The sequence below is a fragment of the Streptomyces sp. NPDC056144 genome, from assembly GCF_042264145.1.
Lineage (GTDB): Bacteria > Actinomycetota > Actinomycetes > Streptomycetales > Streptomycetaceae > Streptomyces.
Genome location: NZ_JBHJVF010000012.1, coordinates 104,949 through 121,844 on the forward strand (window position 1 = coordinate 104,949; position 16,896 = coordinate 121,844).

16 protein-coding genes are annotated in these 16,896 nt (G+C 71.5%); 9 read left to right on the plus strand and 7 right to left on the minus strand.

The annotated features are described in order from the left end of the window. Positions 1-185: 185 nt before the first annotated feature. The 3 genes from ACFC0Z_RS28785 to ACFC0Z_RS28795 form a co-directional block, all read right to left on the minus strand. Positions 186-3,125, minus strand: coding sequence for a DUF3987 domain-containing protein (locus ACFC0Z_RS28785; RefSeq protein ID WP_376443885.1), 2,940 nt, complete (start codon positions 3,123-3,125; stop codon positions 186-188). Positions 3,126-3,210: 85 nt separating this feature from the next. Next, entirely contained in the window at positions 3,211-3,600 is a 390-nt protein-coding gene (locus tag ACFC0Z_RS28790) for a hypothetical protein (protein ID WP_376443887.1), read from the minus strand. Between the two features lie 49 nt (positions 3,601-3,649). Next, complete coding sequence (locus tag ACFC0Z_RS28795) at positions 3,650-3,937, minus strand: helix-turn-helix domain-containing protein (protein WP_376443890.1); 288 nt, start codon at positions 3,935-3,937, stop codon at positions 3,650-3,652. A gap of 290 nt (positions 3,938-4,227) precedes the next feature. On the opposite strand from ACFC0Z_RS28795, the gene ACFC0Z_RS28800 reads away from it, so the two are divergent. Then, positions 4,228-4,566, plus strand: a complete 339-nt coding sequence (locus ACFC0Z_RS28800; protein ID WP_376443893.1) for a helix-turn-helix domain-containing protein — start codon at positions 4,228-4,230, stop codon at positions 4,564-4,566. Next, positions 4,566-5,876 (plus strand): tyrosine recombinase XerC, encoded by a 1,311-nt coding sequence (gene xerC / locus ACFC0Z_RS28805; RefSeq protein WP_376443895.1) that lies wholly within the window; start codon positions 4,566-4,568, stop codon positions 5,874-5,876. The genes ACFC0Z_RS28800 and xerC overlap by 1 nt, the downstream gene beginning before the upstream one ends. Positions 5,877-5,918: 42 nt before the next feature. On the opposite strand, the gene ACFC0Z_RS28810 is transcribed toward xerC, so the two are convergent. Then, entirely contained in the window at positions 5,919-6,365 is a 447-nt protein-coding gene (locus tag ACFC0Z_RS28810) for a DUF4442 domain-containing protein (protein WP_376444152.1), read from the minus strand. Positions 6,366-6,463: 98 nt separating this feature from the next. On the opposite strand from ACFC0Z_RS28810, the gene ACFC0Z_RS28815 reads away from it, so the two are divergent. Next, a complete protein-coding gene (locus tag ACFC0Z_RS28815; protein WP_376443898.1) occupies positions 6,464-7,627 on the plus strand; it encodes a hypothetical protein in 1,164 nt (387 codons plus the stop codon). Between the two features lie 62 nt (positions 7,628-7,689). Further along, positions 7,690-9,051, plus strand: coding sequence for an MFS transporter (locus ACFC0Z_RS28820; RefSeq protein ID WP_376443900.1), 1,362 nt, complete (start codon positions 7,690-7,692; stop codon positions 9,049-9,051). On the opposite strand, the gene ACFC0Z_RS28825 is transcribed toward ACFC0Z_RS28820, so the two are convergent. Both ACFC0Z_RS28825 and ACFC0Z_RS28830 read right to left on the minus strand, forming a co-directional pair. Beyond that, positions 9,013-9,858, minus strand: coding sequence for a spermidine synthase (locus ACFC0Z_RS28825; RefSeq protein ID WP_376443903.1), 846 nt, complete (start codon positions 9,856-9,858; stop codon positions 9,013-9,015). The two genes, ACFC0Z_RS28820 and ACFC0Z_RS28825, sit on opposite strands and share 39 nt — an antisense overlap. 34 nt (positions 9,859-9,892) lie before the next feature. Continuing rightward, positions 9,893-10,675: a DNA alkylation repair protein gene (locus tag ACFC0Z_RS28830; protein WP_376443906.1), complete on the minus strand. Its 783-nt coding sequence runs from the start codon at positions 10,673-10,675 to the stop codon at positions 9,893-9,895. A gap of 105 nt (positions 10,676-10,780) precedes the next feature. Between ACFC0Z_RS28830 and ACFC0Z_RS28835 the strand changes: the two genes are divergently transcribed. From ACFC0Z_RS28835 to lnt, 5 genes are all read left to right on the plus strand, one after another. Beyond that, positions 10,781-11,551, plus strand: coding sequence for a TVP38/TMEM64 family protein (locus tag ACFC0Z_RS28835; protein WP_376443909.1), 771 nt, complete (start codon positions 10,781-10,783; stop codon positions 11,549-11,551). An 81-nt stretch (positions 11,552-11,632) separates the two neighbouring features. Next, on the plus strand, positions 11,633-12,508 hold the full coding sequence (locus tag ACFC0Z_RS28840; protein WP_376443912.1) for an undecaprenyl-diphosphate phosphatase: 876 nt from the start codon (positions 11,633-11,635) through the stop codon (positions 12,506-12,508). 5 nt (positions 12,509-12,513) lie between these two features. Further along, on the plus strand, positions 12,514-13,827 hold the full coding sequence (locus ACFC0Z_RS28845) for an MFS transporter (protein ID WP_376443914.1): 1,314 nt from the start codon (positions 12,514-12,516) through the stop codon (positions 13,825-13,827). Between the two features lie 86 nt (positions 13,828-13,913). Next, the gene (locus ACFC0Z_RS28850; RefSeq protein ID WP_376443917.1) at positions 13,914-14,357 is read left to right on the plus strand and encodes a nuclear transport factor 2 family protein; all 444 of its coding nucleotides are present in this window, start codon (positions 13,914-13,916) and stop codon (positions 14,355-14,357) included. Positions 14,358-14,412: 55 nt separating this feature from the next. After that, positions 14,413-15,993, plus strand: coding sequence for an apolipoprotein N-acyltransferase (lnt, locus tag ACFC0Z_RS28855; protein WP_376443920.1), 1,581 nt, complete (start codon positions 14,413-14,415; stop codon positions 15,991-15,993). Here the strand turns inward: lnt and ACFC0Z_RS28860 are convergent. After that, positions 15,935-16,843, minus strand: a complete 909-nt coding sequence (locus ACFC0Z_RS28860; RefSeq protein ID WP_376443923.1) for a Gfo/Idh/MocA family protein — start codon at positions 16,841-16,843, stop codon at positions 15,935-15,937. The genes lnt and ACFC0Z_RS28860 overlap by 59 nt on opposite strands. Between the last annotated feature and the right edge of the window lie 53 nt (positions 16,844-16,896).

Consider the following 16,896-nt stretch of genomic DNA (forward strand, 5'->3'; position numbering starts at 1 on the left):
CCAGATGGGGCAGTCGGGCTGATGGGTGTGCAGCAGGATCACGAGGCCGCCGGGTTCGGTCGGCCGGCGGACGCTGACGACCTGGCAGCACACGAAGGTCCGGAGCGCAGTGCGGCTGGCGGCGGGAATCTCGTTCCAGGCCCGTATGGTGTGGGAGGGCCGGATGCGACGACGAGGGCGGGACATCACACAGCCGCCTCAGTCTGCCGGGTGACCTTCTTGATGTAGTCCCGGACGATGTACGTCTTGAGGCCGAGCGCGTCGGCGACCTGCGGGAACGTCTTCCCCTCCCCGCGGAGCTCCTCCATGGCCTTGGCCTGCTCGGGCGTGTACGAGGGCTTCCGGCCGCCGCCGGCTCCTTGGCCGACACCAGGGTTCTTGGTCCGGCGGGATGACTTCTTGGTGGGCGCGGCAGTGTGCTTGGCTGCGTCCCGGGGCGGATCGGCAACTTCTGCCCGTCGAGTTTTCAGTGTTCTCAGGGGGCACTGCGATGCAGTAACCGGCGGAGCGGGCGATGTTTCGGGCTCCTGGGTCACTACATCGCGAGAGCCACTGGAAACACTAGAAAGTCGTTCTTCCGGATCCGACGCGCGGGTTACTCCTTCGTGAGTGCCACTGAAAACACTGAAAACGCCGTCCTCGACGTCGTCAACATCGTCGTCCAGCCGGTACGTGAGCGGGTGGGCGAGGAACCTCGGTGACGGCGACCGGCCTGTCTTGGCCCGGTCGGTGTTCTCAACGCCACAGACCCAGCCATACCGTTCGAGCACAGCGAGGGCAGACGTGGAGTCCTCCTTCGTCTCATACCACGAGGTCTGGAACCGCATCGACTGGTGTACCTGGGACTCCGAGAACGTCTCTCCGTACTCGGTGTGCGTTCGCACCCACTCGCGCACGTGGATCGCCGGGGCGTTGGCGCTTCCGGCCCGGCTCATCAGCCGGAAGGCGTGCCGGGCGTGCGCGATCCAGTAGGGCGTCATCTCCATAGCGTCGCGTACGGCGCGGGGGGAGAGTTCGGTCGCTTCGGGGTTGTCGGCGAGTGTGAGCACGGCTGCGATGCGCGCTGTCGAGCCGGCCAGCTTGCCCACCCAGTCGGCGATGTCGTACAGGGCCCCACCTCGCTTGGCCCGCTGGCGCAGGTTGACGTTGAACTTGAGGAACTCGTCACGCACCGGCTCGGGCAACGTCAGGACTACCGGGTCGACGGACTTGCGGGCCTCGATGCTGCCACCGTCCACGCCGTCCCATCCCTCACTCCTGTTGGCGGGGGTGGAGACGTACGGGAGGCTGGTGAGCCAGAAGCGGTCGAAGAGGGCGTGGAGCGTACGTGCGTACGCAGCACGGACAGGGGCGGGGATGTCGGGGACGTCAAGGATGTAGTGGGGCAGCGGGGCCGGGAGGGCGTAGAGGATACGGGCCAGGAAGCCGCTGGCGCGGAAGTTCGGATTGGCGGCTTCCACGCCCCGCAGGATTCCGGGCTGGGCGAGGATGCAGATGTTGAGCTTGACGACGGGGATGTGGACGGATTCGCCCTTGCCGCCGGTGCTCTTGCGGTCGTAGGTGTACGAGCTGCCCGAGTATCCCTTACGGAGGATCTCGTCGTTCGACTTCTGGCCGGTACCGGCATACATGCCGCCGAGCATCTTGAAGATGCCGCCTTCGTCGGAGACCAGAGCCATCCGGCCGCCATGCTTGCCGAGCTGGCCGATCAGGGACTCGAACGTGGTGTCCTCCATGATCCCCCGCGGCGCATCCGGGGTGCGGCCGAGGGCCTCGACCAGTAGCTCGTCACGGAGGAACGGACCCACCGCTACGGCGTAGTCGGCGAGGGCGCTGCGCACCGGGGAGAACATCTCGTCCTGGACGAGAGACTTGCCGTCGGAGGGCTCACCGAAGCCCATGAGGTACTTGCCCGAGTGCTTCTCCAGCCAGTCCGGCTTGAGTCGGACCTGCACCTGCCCCCCGAGGACGGTGTCGAGCGCGCCGAGGGCGCAGATCGCGGCGTAGTCTTGCGGGCACTGGAAGGCGGCCGACACCGCACGGACCATGGGCTCCAGCGTGCCGAGCAGATGCACGGGGAACGGTGGCAGCTTCGGCGAGTCCAGCGGCATGGGCGTGTCCGGCCACTCGTGCTCGGGGGCCCGGAAGGCCGCCAGCGGGACCTCGATCATGTCCTCGATCGAGTATCCGGCGTCCAGGTGATCTACGACGTCGTCCCCGCGCTTGCCGGTGGCGGCCTTGTGCGCGGTGATCTCACCGACGACCGGGGACAGGGCGGTGACCGCGTTGCGGACCCACTGGGCGCCGTGTTCGTCGTCGTCCATGAACAGCCGTACCGCGCCGACCCCGGCGAACCGGCCGACCAGCAGCGGCGTCCAGGTCACACCGGCCCCTCCGTCCAGCGAGGTGGCGATGAATCCGAGCTCCATGAGCCGGTCGGCGGCGCGCTCGCCCTCCGTCAGGGTCACGACGTCGCCGTGGAGAGCGGCCTGGTGGAGGTCAGGGGCGTTGTACGGGATGTGGGGCGGCGCCTCGGGGCCCTTGAAGACGTCCTTCTTGATCCAGCCGCCCCGACCGTCGGGTCGGCGTGTGGTGACGGACTTTGGCTTTCCGTCGAGTCCGGGCTCGAACCGGCGCCGCTCGTACAACAGGACCCCGGTGACGTCCCGGTACTCGTACGTCTCGATCAGGCGGGGCTGCCCATCGCGGTGGGGCTTCTCTCTCTTTTCCTTTGGCTCCTCGTACGCGTCGGTGGGGACCTCGGCGTCGTCCTGGCCGTCGTGGTTGAAGAAGTCGGTGGTGGTGAGACCGAGGGCTTCGGCGAAGTCATCAAGGGTGACGGTGTCCTGGCAGACCCAGCAGCGCAGCATCAGGGCTTCGCGGTTGGCGGTGCCGTACTTGATCTCCAGGTTGAGGTCGCTGCTGGCGTTGCCGTGGATCGGGCACTGGGCTTTCCAGACGCCCGGCTTGGTCTCCTCGGCTTCCCAGCCCTGTTCCATCAGCCGCTCGACCACGGCGTCCAGGGCGTAGTACGCGCCGTCCGGGCAGTTGGTACCGGTCAGGTCGTCCCACGGGGACGTGGGGCCGTACGGCGGAGCGCCGCTTGCTGTGGAATTTGTGAACATGTGAAACTTCTTCCGAGGCGTTGGTGGGTTGGTGGTGCTTCTCGCTCGCCGTGCAGGCCCCCGGAGTCGTAGCCGGGGGCCTCGCTCATGTCCGGCGCGCACCCTTGTGTGCCAGCGGCGCCCACTGGTGACCGTGACGGTGCATCCGCTCGAAGCGGCCCACCGACCACTCGCCCACGCGGAGGCCGGCGAGCTGCTTGATGTGGTGGATGAGGTGAAGGCGACGGACGCCGTGGTCCTCGACCTGGCCGTTGACCTCGACGCGGACGCGGACGTCGAGCCGGGGGCATCGGCCGGACACGAAGCCGAGCGCTTGCAGGGCGACCAGGTGCCCCTCGTAGAGGGCGGGTTGCAGCCGGGGGACGAGGCCGCCACGGTCGGGCAGGCGACCGGCGCGGGCCGTGAGACGCTGGACTATCGCGGCGGGCGTCGCGGACGACTCCGTGACGGTCGTGGACGTAGCTTTGGGTGACAAGGTGTTCTCCATCTCAACGAAGCCCCGACCCCGCCGGGGCGCTCTTGCGTCAGCGGGCAGCGATACGACGCGTCCACCGGCGCTCGGTCACGCCGACTGCGGCGAGCGACGCGCGGGGAACGGTCCCCGGCACGCACAGGTCGAAGGGGTCGACGCCGAGCACTTCGGCCACGGCCCGCAGGAACGCCGGGCGGGGCTGGTTGCGCCCCTCTTCCCAGTTGCGCCACGAGTTGGACGAGCAACCGACCCGCAGTGCGGCCTCCTGCGGGGACAGGAAGCGTCCGACTCGTGCGGCGACGAGCCGCTCAGGGTCGAGCTGGGGCACGGACGCGGACATGGATGCCTCCCAGTGCGAGATCGAACTTCCACTCACATGATCCGCAATAGCCATAAATGTTCTCAAGTGCCCTAAAAATGCCGCAAAAATGCAGTCCTTGGGGCGACTGGCAACCCGGCCTCAAAGATCACCCGCTCGGCTGACATAGCATCAGAAAAACGACAAGTCCGGTAGTGGGTCGCGGTTGCCCCCGTCGGGGTGAACTCGGGGGCTCTTAGGGATACTTCGGGGGCTTCTGTGAGACCCCTCAGCCCGAGGTCCTGCGAGACGGATAGCCCGGTACCGCTGCCGTGAACGCCGTCGAGCCGCTGCGTGGTGCGCGGCCTGGGGCCGGAGCGGTCTGGAATCCGCCGATGCGTCATGAACTTGAATCCGATGGCTTGAAACCGTCGTCGAACTCCACACCGGCTGATCAGGTGTGGACCACTGCCGAAGCCGCCCTCTTCCTGCGGATCGCACCGAAGACGTTGCGGAACTGGCGCTGCGCTGGCCGCGGGCCCGCATACGAAGTCCGTCAAGGCCACAGAGGTGTGCTGTACCGCCCAGCCGTCGTGCAGGCGTGGCAGAAGACCAACACGCGGGTCGTCGACCCGGAGAAGCGGCTGCGGGCCGCGAGGAGGGGTATCTGATGGTGGCGGTCTCGGTCTTCGACCGATGGCACAAGGCCCGGCCGAGGCCGGGTGAGAAGACCTGCACCCACCAGGAGAAGGGAAACCGACTGGTCCCGTCCGCCGATCACGGCAAGGGGCGGCGGTGGCAGGTGCGTTATCGCGATCCCGATGGCGAGCAGCGGCGCCCGGCCTTCGAGACGAAGGGCGAGGCAGACGAGCACCGCGACGCGGTGGCGCACAAGTTGCGCTCGGGGACGTACCTGCGGCCGGAGGCGAAAGGGATCACGCTTGAGGCGTACGGCACGCAGTGGCTCACAGGCCGCCGTGGCGACATCTCGACGCTGGACACCTACGAACGGCACCTACGTCTGCATGTGTACCCCGTCCTCGGCGACCGGATCGTCTCGTCGCTGACGCCGAAGGACATCCGAGAGTGGACGAAGTGCCTGATGGCGAATTCCACGCACTCAGAGTCGATCTACAGCACGCTGTCGACGCTACTGACCGCAGCGGTCGACGACAAGCTCCTGGCCTCGAACCCATGCAAGGCGGAGTCGCTCGCGCCTCTGCGCCCGAAGAATCGGCAGCGGGGCGCCAATGGCGGTCCGGTGAAAGTATGGGCGGACCCGGTGACGTCGGCGGTGGTCCAAGCGCTCCCCCAGCGGTACCGCGCGAAGGGATTCCTGGGCGCGGGAGCCGCGCTGCGGCCGGCGGAGCTGATCGGTTTCTCCCCCGATGACGTGGACTTCGAGGGCGGCTGGGTGGACGTCGTCCGTCAGATCCAGTGGATCAAGGGGTCCGGCTGGTGCTACAAGCTCCCGAAGTTCGGCAAGGTGCGTCGCGCGCCGCTCTCCGGGGGCCTGGCTGACGTCCTGCGGCTGCACACGGAGGCGTTTCCGCCGGTGGAGGTACTGCTGCCCTGGTACGACCCGCACGCGAAGCCCGGCAAGGAGTTCCGGCCCCGGGTAGTGCGGCTGATGTTCTACACCCCGCAGCTCAGGGTGGTCAGCTCCAAGGTTTTCAACGCGGACTACTGGAAGCCCGCCCTGGTGGACGCGGGGGTCATCCCAGACACGCCGGGCCCCGGCGACACCAAGTACATGGCCTCGCCGGAGAACGGCGTGCGGATGCTCCGGCACATCTGCGCAACCCGGTGGGTTGAGTCGGGCGAGTCACCCGTTGACGTGGCGGACTGGCTAGGACACGAGAATCCGCTGATCACGTTTGAGCGTTACGTCCACGGCCGGAATGGAGCTGGCGATCGTGGGTCTCTCGCCACCGACGCCTTCGTCTCCGCTACGCTGCGCGCAACGACGCTCAGTCACTGAGAGGAGATGGGACCGGTGCGGGACCTACGCCCGCCGTTCGGCTCATTTCCCCAGGTCATTAGGCCTAAGCGTCCAGACGACGGTCATCTCGCCGGTGACGGCGCCGTCCTCGCGGGTGATGTCGATGCGGACCGGGAACTCGGGGCGCTCGCCCGCGTCGAGTTCGGCGACGACCTCGGCGGCCGGGCGGCCGAGGGTGGCGGTGGCGGTGACGACGCCCATGGCCAGCTTCTTGTAGCCGATCTCGGCCTTGACGGCGAGGGGGACGGCGCGGCTCAGCTGGTCGCCGAAGGCGGCGAGGACGATGGCGCCGCTGGCGGACTCGGCCAGGGTGAACATCGCTCCGGCGTGGGGGCCGCCGACGTGGTTGTGGTAGGCGGGCTGGTCCGGCAGGCGCACGACGGCGCGCTCGGCGGTGGTCTCCAGGAACTCCAGGTTGAGGGTTCCGGCCATGGGAACCGTGGCGGCGAGCATCTCGCCGACGGTCATCTGGTCTGCGCTCATGGACCGCGATGTTACCCGCCAGTAGCACGCTTGGCCATCCCTCTCGTGGCCCTGCCGCCGCCGCACCTCTATCGTTACTGGCCATGTGGCCAGGACAGCAGCCGCCCGGGGGCGAGCAGAACCCGCAGGACCAGAGTCAGAACCCGTACCAGCAGTCGGGTTACCAGCAGCCCAACCCGTACCAGCAGCCGCCGGCCCAGCCCGGATACCCGCAGCAGCCGCCGACGCAGCCGGGGTACCCGCAGGGGGCGTACGGACAGCAGGGGTACGGGCAGCAGGGCGCCGGCCAACAGGGGTACGGCCAGCAGGGACACCCGCAGCAGCAGCCGTACGGGCAGCCGAACCCGTACCAGCAGCCGACCGTCCCGCAGTACGCCGTCCCGGGGCAGGTCCACTACCAGCCCGGCGGCCCCGGAAAGAAGAAGACAACCCTCATCGCGATCGTCGCCGCGACCGCCGTCGTCGTCGCGGCCGGCGTCACCGGTTTCCTCGTCCTCTCGAAGGACGACGAGAAGACCCCGACCGCCGCCGACCAGAAGCCGACCGCGCCGGCGAGCACGACCCCCTCCACCGCTCCTTCCACGGAGCCGTCCGCCGGCACCGAGTCCTCCGCGCCGCCGCTGGACAACCCGCGTGACGGCGCCGCGCTCCAGCCCACCATCCCGGGCTGGAAGGTCGTCATGAACCCCAAGTACGGCACGCTGTTCGACGTACCCCCGGACTGGGAGGTGCTGAAGCCCGGGATGATCACCGCGTTCGAGGACGAGAAGAAGAACGACGGCTCCCCGCTCATGTCGATGACCAGCCCGGGGCGGCTGAAGAGCAAGTGGTGCACGTTCGACGTCGACAAGAACGGCTCCGAGGAGACCTGGAGCCTGGGCACGGCCGGCACCAAGGGCGGCCAGGGCGCCAAGAGCACCTCGGACGCCGCGTACGGCGAGGCCGGTTCGTGGGCGTGGGGCGGCTACGCGCAGCACATGCCGAAGAGCACCATCAAGATCGCGAAGGCCGTCCCCTTCACCACGGCCTCCGGGCTCAAGGGCAGCATGTCGACCGCCGCCGCACCCGGGGTCAAGAAGCGCAACAAGTGCGAGACCGACGGCAAGGCGACCGCCTTCACCTTCAAGAACGCCGCCGGTGACTTCGCGACCTGGGTGTTCTACGGCGTCGACGGCGTCAAGGACGAGGTGCCGGACGCCACGATCCGGAAGATCCTCTCCACGGTCAGGCTCACGCCCAAGTCCTGACACCGGCCGGTTCACCGATTATCGGTTTGGCAGGAAGGGGAGGCGGCAGGGATAGTCCCGGAGTGACGAATCCCGCCGCCTCCCCCGAACCCGCCACCCGGCCCGCGCGTTCCCGCCGCCCCGAGTGGGCGGGCCGCAACTACCTCCTGCTCACCGCCGCCACCGTCGTGACCAACCTCGGCGCGCACGGCGCCCTGATCGCCACCACCTGGGCGGTCTTCGAGAGCGGCGGCAGCGCGAGCGACGCGGGGCTCGTCGCGATGGCCCGCTTCCTGCCGCTCGTCCTCTTCCTCCTCATCGGCGGCGCGGTCGCGGACCGCATACCCCGGCACCGCGTGATGGTCGCCGCCAACGCCCTCAACTGCGTCTCGCAGGCCGTCTTCGCCGCCCTCGTCCTCTCCGGCACGGCGCAGCTCTGGCACATGATGGTCCTCACCGCCCTCTGCGGCACCGGGCAGGCCTTCTTCAACCCGGCCGCCGAGGGCATGCTCATGAGCAGCGTCTCCGGCGAACAGGCCGGCCGGGCCTTCGCCGTCTACCGGATGGCCATGCAGGGCGCCACGATCGGCGGCGCCGCGCTCGGCGGCGCGCTCGTCGCGTTCGTCGGCCCGGGCTGGGTCCTCGCCATCGACGCGCTCGCCTTCGCCGTCGCCGGCGGGCTGCGCGCCTTCCTCGACGCGAGCGGCACCCCCGAGCGGGCCCCGAGCGGCGGGCTCCTCGCGGATCTGCGGGAGGGCTGGCAGGAGTTCGTCGGCCGGCCGTGGCTCTGGTCGATCGTCGCCCAGTTCTCGGTGGTCGTGGGCCTGATCGGCGCGGTCGAGGCGGTCTTCGGGCCGCTCGTCGCCCGGGACGAACTGGGCGGCCCCCGCCCCTGGGGCATCGCCCTCGCCGCGTTCGGCGTGGGTACGGTGCTCGGCGCGATCCTCATGACCCGGTGGAAGCCCCGCCGGATGCTCTTCGTCGGCACCCTGTGCGTCTTCCCCATCGCCCTGCCCTCGGCGGCGCTCGCCGTCCCGCTCGGCGCGACGGGGCTCACGGTCGCGATGTTCGTCAGCGGCCTGGCCCTGGAGGTCTTCGGCGTCTCGTGGATGACGGCCCTGCACCAGGAGATCCCGGAGGACAAGCTCTCCCGGGTCTCCGCCTACGACTGGTTCGGCTCGACCGCCCTGCTCCCGGTCACCACCGCGCTCGCCGGCCCCGCCGAGGCGGCCTTCGGCCGGAGCGAGGCGCTGTGGGGCGCGGCGACGCTGATGATCGTCGTCACCGCGCTCGTCCTCCTCGTACCGGACGTACGGAACCTGACGCGGCGTACGCGGACGAAGGAGGGGACGGCGGGCGCGGTCGCGGAGGCGTCCTCGGCCGATGCACCCGCCGCAAGCGCGGTCTCAGCCGATGCCGAAGGCGCCCTCGGGCGGAACGGGTGACGGCACGGCCCCGTCGTCGGTGACCGGCGCGGCGGCGCCGGTGAACCGGTCGAGCGCCGGACCGTGCTCCACGCGCGCGGGGAACGCGTCCGCCGCCGCCCTGCGGGCGAGGTGGGCGAGGTCGATCTCCCGGTCCGAGGAGACCAGGATCGCGTTCCCGAAGCGCCGCCCGCGCAGCACGGCCGGTTCGGCGACGAGCGCGAGCTCGGGGAAGACCGTCGCGAAGGTGGCGAGCTGGGAGCGGAGGAACGGGAAGGGCGCGCCGTCGGCGAGGTTGGCGGCGTAGATCCCGCCCGGCCGCAGGACGCGGCGGACCTCGCACGCGTACTCGACGGAGGTGAGGTGCGCGGGCACCCGCGAGCCGCCGAAGACGTCGCCGACGACGAGGTCGGCCGAGGCGTCCTGGGCGGCCTCCAGCCACGCCCGCGCGTCCGCGCCGTGCACGGTGATCCCCGAGCCCTCGGGCAGCGGCAGGTGTTCGGCGACCAGGTCGAGGAGGCCGAGGTCCGCCTCGACGACGTCCTGCCGGGAGCCGGGCCGGGTGACGGAGACGTACCGGGGCAGGGAGAGCGCCCCGCCGCCCAGGTGGAGGACGTCGAGCGGGTCGCCCGCGTCGGCCGCGCCGTCGACGACGTGCGCGAGGCGGAGCGCGTACTCGAACTCCAGGTACGCCGGGTCGTCGAGGTCGACGTACGACTGGGGCGCTCCGTCGACCGTCAGGAGCCAGGCCCGCTCGCGGTCCACGTCGGGCATGAGGCGCGCGGTGCCGTGGTCGACCTCGCGCAGTACGGGGATCTGCTCGTTCACGCTCTCATTGTGCGCCGGGCGGCGGGGGCGCTCCTCACCCGATGTTCTTCAGGGCCTCGCGGACGGAGAGCGGGGAGAGCAGGGAGCGGTTGTCGGTGACGAAGGCGCGGACCTCGCCGGGGGCGGTCTTGCCGTACTCGCGCAGGCTCCAGCCGATCGCCTTGCGGACGAAGAAGTCGGGGTGGGCGGCGCGGCGCAGGCAGTAGGCGAAGAGCCGGTCCGCGTCGGTGTCCGCCTTGTGGCGGAGCTGGTGGAGGAGGGCGGTGCGGGCCACCCACAGGTCCTCGTCCTCGATCCACTCGTCCATCCGCGCCGCGAGGGCGGGGTCGGCCGCGACGAGCCCGCCGACGACGTGCGCGGCGAGGTGGTCGACGGTGTCCCACCAGGAGACGGTGGTGACGAGCTGCCGGGCGACCGGGAGGAAGCCCGAGGAGCAGCGCTTCACGTGGCGGCGGAGGTAGTCGACGGCGAAGTAGTGGTACTCGCGCTCGGGCAGGGCGAAGCAGCGCAGGGCCACGGCGGCGCAGTCGTCCTCGTCGGGCCGTGGCGTGCCGTCGAGGACGGTACGGGAGAGGGCGCGGCGCTCGGGGGTGCGGACGCCGAGGAAGGGGGCGACGCCCTTCATGTACGCGACCATCTCCTGCGCCCGGAAGGGATTGCCCGCGGCGGGGTAGACGGTCGTGAGCCGGTCCATGACGGTGTCGGCGAGATCACTCGCCGGCGGCGGGATCGCGGCGGGGATCGGGGACGCCGCGGGGACAGGGGGCGCCGCGGGGACAGGGGGCGCTGCGGGGACAGGGGACGCTGCGTCGGACATGGGGCACCTCCCGGTCACGGCGCGCCCTGTTCCACCGGACCACCGCCCCAACGGACATGACGCACATTACGGCGATCATACGGACCCTTCCGTTACTCTCCCCGAATGCTCGCTCCCGTGCCCCGGCCGCCGGGCTCCCTCGCCGTCCGTGCCTCCCAGGTCCTCCTGTCGCCCCGCTCGCGGCTCTCCGCGCTCGCGCTCCTGCTGCTCACCGCGGCCGGTCTCGTGCTCCTGTACGAGCCGCAGCGCCTGCTGTCCTCGGGCTGGCCGGCGCAGACGAACGGTGCCGGGGCGGTGCTGCTGTTCGGTCTCGCGTACGGCGTGTGCACGGCGGCGTTCGTGCCGCGCCCGGTCCTCAACCTCGCGGCCGGCGCGCTCTTCGGCTCCGCCTTCGGTCTCACGGCGGCGGTGGCGGGGACGGTGCTCGGCGCGGGGATCTCGTTCACGCTCGGCCGCTTCCTCGGCCAGGACGCGCTGCGGCCGTTCGTCCGGGGCCGCTGGCTGACGGCGGCGGACGGGCAGCTGAGCGAGCACGCCTTCCGCTCGATGCTGGCGGTCCGGCTCTTCCCCGGCGTGCCCTTCGCGGCGGCCAACTACTGCGCGGCCGTCTCCCGCATGAGGTACCTGCCGTTCCTCCTCGCGACCGCCATCGGCACGGTCCCGAACACGGCGGCGTACGTGATCGCGGGCGCCCAGGCCGGCGAGCCGGGCTCGCCCGCCTTCCTCTTCTCGGCCGGGTTCATCGTCCTGTCGGGCCTCGGCGCGGCGGTCGTGGCCTGGCGCAAGCGGCACGCCCTGCGCGGCGGGGTGACGGTCCCCGCACAGGCCCCGGAGCAGGCCCCGGAGCGGGTGCCCGAGCCGGTGGGCACGGCCTGATCACGGCCCCGTCATCTCGGGACGGTACGCTGCGCACGACCTTCTGACGGCACACGTACATAACGGGACGGCATTGGCCCCATGAGTTGGTTCGAATCGTTCATCCTCGGACTCGTACAGGGGCTGACGGAGTTCCTCCCGATCTCGTCCAGCGCGCATCTGCGCCTCACAGCGGCCTTCGCCGGCTGGGAGGACCCGGGGGCGGCGTTCACCGCGATCACCCAGATCGGCACGGAGACCGCCGTCCTGATCTACTTCCGCAAGGACATCGCGCGGATCGTCACGGCCTGGTTCCGGTCGCTGACCGACAAGGCGATGCGCTCGGACCACGACGCCCAGATGGGCTGGCTCGTCATCGTCGGCTCCATCCCGATCGGTGTCCTCGGCGTCACGCTCAAGGACCAGATCGAGGGCCCCTTCCGCGACCTGCGGGTGACCGCCACCATGCTGATCGTCATGGGCATCGTGCTCGGCATCGCGGACCGGCTGGCCGCGCGCGACGAGGCGGGCGGGAAGCACCGCGTGGTCCGCGACCGGAAGACGCTCACCGACCTCAGCGTGAAGGACGGCCTGATCTTCGGTCTCTGCCAGGCGATGGCGCTGGTCCCGGGCGTCTCCCGCTCGGGCGCGACGATCTCCGGCGGTCTGCTCATGGGCTACACGCGCGAGTCCGCCGCCCGCTACTCGTTCCTCCTGGCGATCCCGGCCGTCCTCGCCTCGGGCGTCTTCGAACTGAAGGACGCGACCGAGGGGGGACACGTCTCCTGGGGTCCGACCATCTTCGCGACGATCATCGCCTTCGGCGTCGGCTACGCGGTGATCGCCTGGTTCATGAAGTTCATCACCACCAAGTCCTTCATGCCCTTCGTGATCTACCGGATCGCGCTCGGCGTCCTGCTCATCATCCTGGTCGCCACGGGCGTCCTGAGCCCCCACGCGGGCGAGTCCGCCGGCTGACGGGCGTGCGGGGGCGCGAGCGGGGGTCGGCTTTCGGGCTGCTCCAGGCGGCGGGGTTCTGCGGAGGCATCGCCACCCGCTGCCTGGAGATCGCCGTCGCCTGGTGGGTCCTGGCCGAGACGGGCGACGAGGCGCTCCTCGGCCTGGTGCTCGGTGTCGGGATCGCCGCCGACGTGTTCTCCCGGGGCGCGCTGGGCTGGGTCGGCGACCGCTTCCCCGCGCGGCGGGTGATCCTCGTCTGCTTCCTCGGCTCGGCCGCGGTGAGCGGCGGGCTCGCGGGCCTGGCGTTCGCGGGCGTGTACCACCTCGGTGCCGTCCTCGCGGGGGTCGCGCTCCTCGGCGTGGGCCTGGGGCTCCGCGAGCCGCTCCTGATGTCCACGATCCGCAGTGTCGTGGACGCCTCCTCGGTGGCCGGGGCGGTGCGCGTGCGGAGCGCCATGATGTCGCTGTCGTCCTTCGCCGGTCCCGTCGCCGCGGGCGCCCTGATCGGCCCGCTCGGCTTCTCGGCGGTCCTCGCGCTGGCCTGCGCGGTGGTGGCGGTCTGCGCGGTGCTGGTCGCCGTGCTCCGGCTGCCCGAGGCTCCTTCCGTACGGGACAGGGCGGCGGCCCCGTGGGCGGCGGACGCGCTCGCGGGGTTCCGGGCGATCCGGCGGGTGGTCCCCGAGTGGCGCCTCGCGCTGCTCGCCATGGCGGTGGACTTCGCGCTCTTTCCCGTCTTCGCCGTGGTGATCCCGGCCCTCGTCGCCTCCCACTACCCGTCCGGCACCTGGATCCTGAGCGTCGTCGAGTCGGCCTTCGCGGTCGGCATGATCCTCGGCAGCGCGTTCGTCGTGCGCCGGGTGAACGAGGCGCTGGGGCGGAACCGCACGGTGCCGCTCGGGTTCGCGGCGCTCGGCGCCGGCTTCGTCGGGACCGGCGCGGCCGTCGGCCTGGCCGGCACGGACGCGCCCGTCGCGTTCACCGTCAGCGCCTCGCTGCTCATGGCCGTCTCCGGGGCCGGGCTCTGCATGGTGACCGTGAACACCGGGACGGTCCGGCTCCTGGCCACCCCGTCGGAGTTCCGGAACCGGATGGTCGCCGCCGCCTCCTTCCTCTCCGGGATCGTCATGCCGCTCGGCTCGCTGGCCAGTGGTCTGATCGCCCGGACCTCGGGCGAGTGGCTCGCGCTCGTCGCCCTCGGCGGGGTCATCTGCCTGTGCGCGGCGCTCGCGGCGGCGGACCGGGCGGTGACCCGCTTCCTCGGCATGCCGGACGAGGACCTGGACGACGCGTACCTCCGGGCGTACCCGGGCGCCTTCGGCGCGGCAGCCACGCGATAGCCACCGGTTCTCGGGCCACCGATGCGCGAGCCACCGGTTCGCGCACGCCCCTTGGCCCCGCGCCCCCGCTGCCCGAGACTTGTTCGATGACGCAGCGCGTGGACCTCGCGAACGTGATGGACCGGATCGCCGTGGACGACCTCGTCACCGGGTACGCGGCGGCCGTGGACGATGCCGACTGGGACGCCTACCGCGCCCTCTTCACCCCCGACGGCCGGGCGGACTACCGGGGATCGGGCGGGGTCGAGGGACCCGCGGGCGAGGTGGCCGACTGGCTCGCCGAGGCGATGACCCTCTTTCCCGTGCGCCAGCACCTCATCGTGAACCGGCGGGTCCGCTTCCGGGAGGACGGCGGGTACCAGTCGACCGGTGACACGGCGGAGATCCGGGCCGACTACGTGAACCCGATGCGCTTCTCCACCGGCGAGGACTTCATCTGCGGCGGCCGCTACGCCTTCGCGGCCCTGCGCACCCCGGACGGCTGGCGCCTGAGCTCCGTCGTGGTCGACGAACGCTGGCGCCGGCACTGACGGACACGTCGTCACTGACGGACACTGGGGGCAGACCCTAGGGGGTGTCGTGGCCATGCCGTTCGGGAGTCGCGTACGGGAGCGGGGGCGGCCCGCCGGTCGGCGGCGTGCGGCCGGGCGGTCCCTCGCGGCCCTCGTGTGCGGCGCGCTGCCCGCGTTCGCGTTCCCCGCTCCCGGCCTGTGGTGGTGGGCGTATCTCGCGCTCGTCCCCTGGCTCCTGCTGATCCGTACGGCTCCGGGGCCGCGCCGGGCGGCGGTGGACGGCTGGTGCGGCGGGGCCGGGTTCGTCCTCGCCGTGCACCACTGGCTGCTGCCGAGCCTGCACGTCTTCCTGCTGCCCCTCGCCTCGCTGCTCGGTCTCCTCTGGCTGCCGTGGGCGGTACTCGTCCGGTCGCTGCTCGGCGGCGACCGGACACCCGCGCGGGCCGCCGTCGCGCTGGTCGCGGTCCCGTGCGGATGGCTGCTGATCGAGCTGGTCCGGTCCTGGGAGGGTCTCGGCGGGCCGTGGGGGCTGCTCGGCGCGAGCCAGTGGGAGGTTCCGGCGGCGCTGCGGCTCGCCTCGGTCGGCGGGGTGTGGCTGGTGAGCCTGCTCGTGGTCGCGGTGAACACGGCCGTCGCCCTGCTCGTCGCGGCGCCGGGGCTCCGTACCGTCGGCGTCGCGGGGCTGGCCGCCTGCGCCCTCGTGGCGGGCGTGGCGGGGTGGGGTGTCGGGGCGCCCGGGACGCGTGGGACGGTGCGCGTGGCCTTCGTGCAGCCGGGTGTGGTCGACGGGGCCGAGCGGCGGTTCGACCGGGCCGAGGAGCTGACCCGGTCGCTCGTGGGGCAGCGGGTCGACCTGGTCGTGTGGGGCGAGAGCGGGGTGGGCGCCGACCCGGTGGGGCGGCCCGAGCTGGCGGCCCGGCTGACCGCGCTCGCGCGGGCGGTCGACGCCCCGCTCCTGGTGAACGTGGACGCGCGCGGGGCCGACCGCCCCGGGATCTTCAAGAGCGCCGTCCTCGTCGCGCCGACCGGGCTCACCGGGCAGCGGTACGACAAGATGCGGCTCGTGCCGTTCGGCGAGTACGTGCCCGCCCGCGCCGTCCTCGGCTGGGTGACCTCGGCGGGGAAGGCCGCCGACGAGGACCGGCGGCGGGGCACCGCCCCGGTCGTGATGGAACTGCCCGCCGCCGGGGACGCCCCGGGCCTTCGCGTCGGGCCGCTGATCTGCTTCGAGTCGGCGTTCCCCGACATGAGCCGACGGCTCGTCAGGGACGGCGCCGGGCTCCTGGTGGTCCAGTCGGCGACCAGTACGTTCCAGGACAGCTGGGCCCCGGCCCAGCACGCCTCCCTCGCGGCGCTGCGGGCGGCGGAGACGGGCCGTCCCGTCGTGCACGCGACGCTCACCGGGGTCAGTGCCGCGTACGGCCCCGACGGCCGGCGGATCGGACCCGCGCTCGGTACGGAGGCGAGCGCCGTCGCCGTACGCGAGCTGCCGCTGTCGTCGGCGACGACCGGCTACGTCCGGTGGGGCGACTGGCCGGTGTACGGGACGCTCCTCGTCCTGGGCGCGGTGTGCGCCGCCGCGGGCGCGGGGGCCCTCAGGCGGAGGCCTGGAGCAGGGAGTCGCGGACCACGCGCTCGCACAGCTCGTGGGTGAGGAGCGCGTCGCGGGCGCTGAGCACCTGCCCGTCCCGTACGGAGTCGAGGAAGGCGAGGACGGCCTGTTCGATGCCGCGCTGCCGGGCCACCGGCACCCAGTCGCCGCGCCGGCGGACGGTCGGCTGGCCCTTGTGGTCGATCACGTCGGAGAGGTTGAGGACCTGCCGCTTGGTGTCCTGACCGGAGACTTCGAGGACCTCCTCGGTGGAGCCGTTCATGCGGTTCATCATGCCGATGGCGGTGAAGCCGTCGCCGGAGAGCTGGAGCACGACGTGGTGCATGAGGCCCTCGCGGATCCGGGCCCGGACGTCGATGTGCTCGACGTCGCCGGGGAGGAGGAAGCGGAGGGTGTCGACGACGTGGATGAAGTCGTCGAGGACGAGCGTGCGCGGGTCCTCGGGCAGGCCGATCCGGTTCTTCTGAAGCAGGATCAGCTCGCGCGGGTGCTCGGCGCACTGCGCGTAGGCGGGCGCGAGGCGCCGGTTGAAGCCGACGGCGAGGCTGACGTCCCGCTTCTCTGCGAGCTCGACGATCCGCTCGGAGTCGGCGTACTCGTACGCGAGGGGCTTGTCGACGTACGTGGGGACGCCCGCGTCCAGGAGACGGCCGACGATCTCCGCGTGGACGGAGGTCGGCGCGTGGACGAAGGCGGCGTCGAGCCCGGTGGCGAGCAGCGAGTCGAGGTCGCGGTGGCGCTGAGCGGCGGGCAGGTGGAGGGAGTCGGCGACGCGCTCCAGGGTGGCGGCGGTCCGCGTCTGGAGGTGGAGTTCGGTCCCGGGCAGGGTGGCGAGGACGGGGAGGTACGCCTTCTGCGCGATGTCGCCGAGTCCGATGCAGCCGATCTTCACGGGGTGTCTCCCTAAGCGTCGTCCACCGGCCCCCGAGGCAGGGCCGTTCGCGC

Coding starts and splice junctions, on each gene's coding strand:
- ACFC0Z_RS28785 (WP_376443885.1), bottom strand. CDS start 3,125: ATGTTCACAAATTCCACAGCAAGCGGCGCTCCGCCGTACGGCCCCACG.
- ACFC0Z_RS28795 (WP_376443890.1), bottom strand. CDS start 3,937: ATGTCCGCGTCCGTGCCCCAGCTCGACCCTGAGCGGCTCGTCGCCGCA.
- xerC (WP_376443895.1), top strand. CDS start 4,566: ATGGTGGCGGTCTCGGTCTTCGACCGATGGCACAAGGCCCGGCCGAGG.
- ACFC0Z_RS28810 (WP_376444152.1), bottom strand. CDS start 6,365: ATGACCGTCGGCGAGATGCTCGCCGCCACGGTTCCCATGGCCGGAACC.
- ACFC0Z_RS28815 (WP_376443898.1), top strand. CDS start 6,464: ATGTGGCCAGGACAGCAGCCGCCCGGGGGCGAGCAGAACCCGCAGGAC.
- ACFC0Z_RS28830 (WP_376443906.1), bottom strand. CDS start 10,675: ATGTCCGACGCAGCGTCCCCTGTCCCCGCAGCGCCCCCTGTCCCCGCG.
- ACFC0Z_RS28835 (WP_376443909.1), top strand. CDS start 10,781: ATGCTCGCTCCCGTGCCCCGGCCGCCGGGCTCCCTCGCCGTCCGTGCC.
- ACFC0Z_RS28840 (WP_376443912.1), top strand. CDS start 11,633: ATGAGTTGGTTCGAATCGTTCATCCTCGGACTCGTACAGGGGCTGACG.
- ACFC0Z_RS28850 (WP_376443917.1), top strand. CDS start 13,914: ATGACGCAGCGCGTGGACCTCGCGAACGTGATGGACCGGATCGCCGTG.
- lnt (WP_376443920.1), top strand. CDS start 14,413: ATGCCGTTCGGGAGTCGCGTACGGGAGCGGGGGCGGCCCGCCGGTCGG.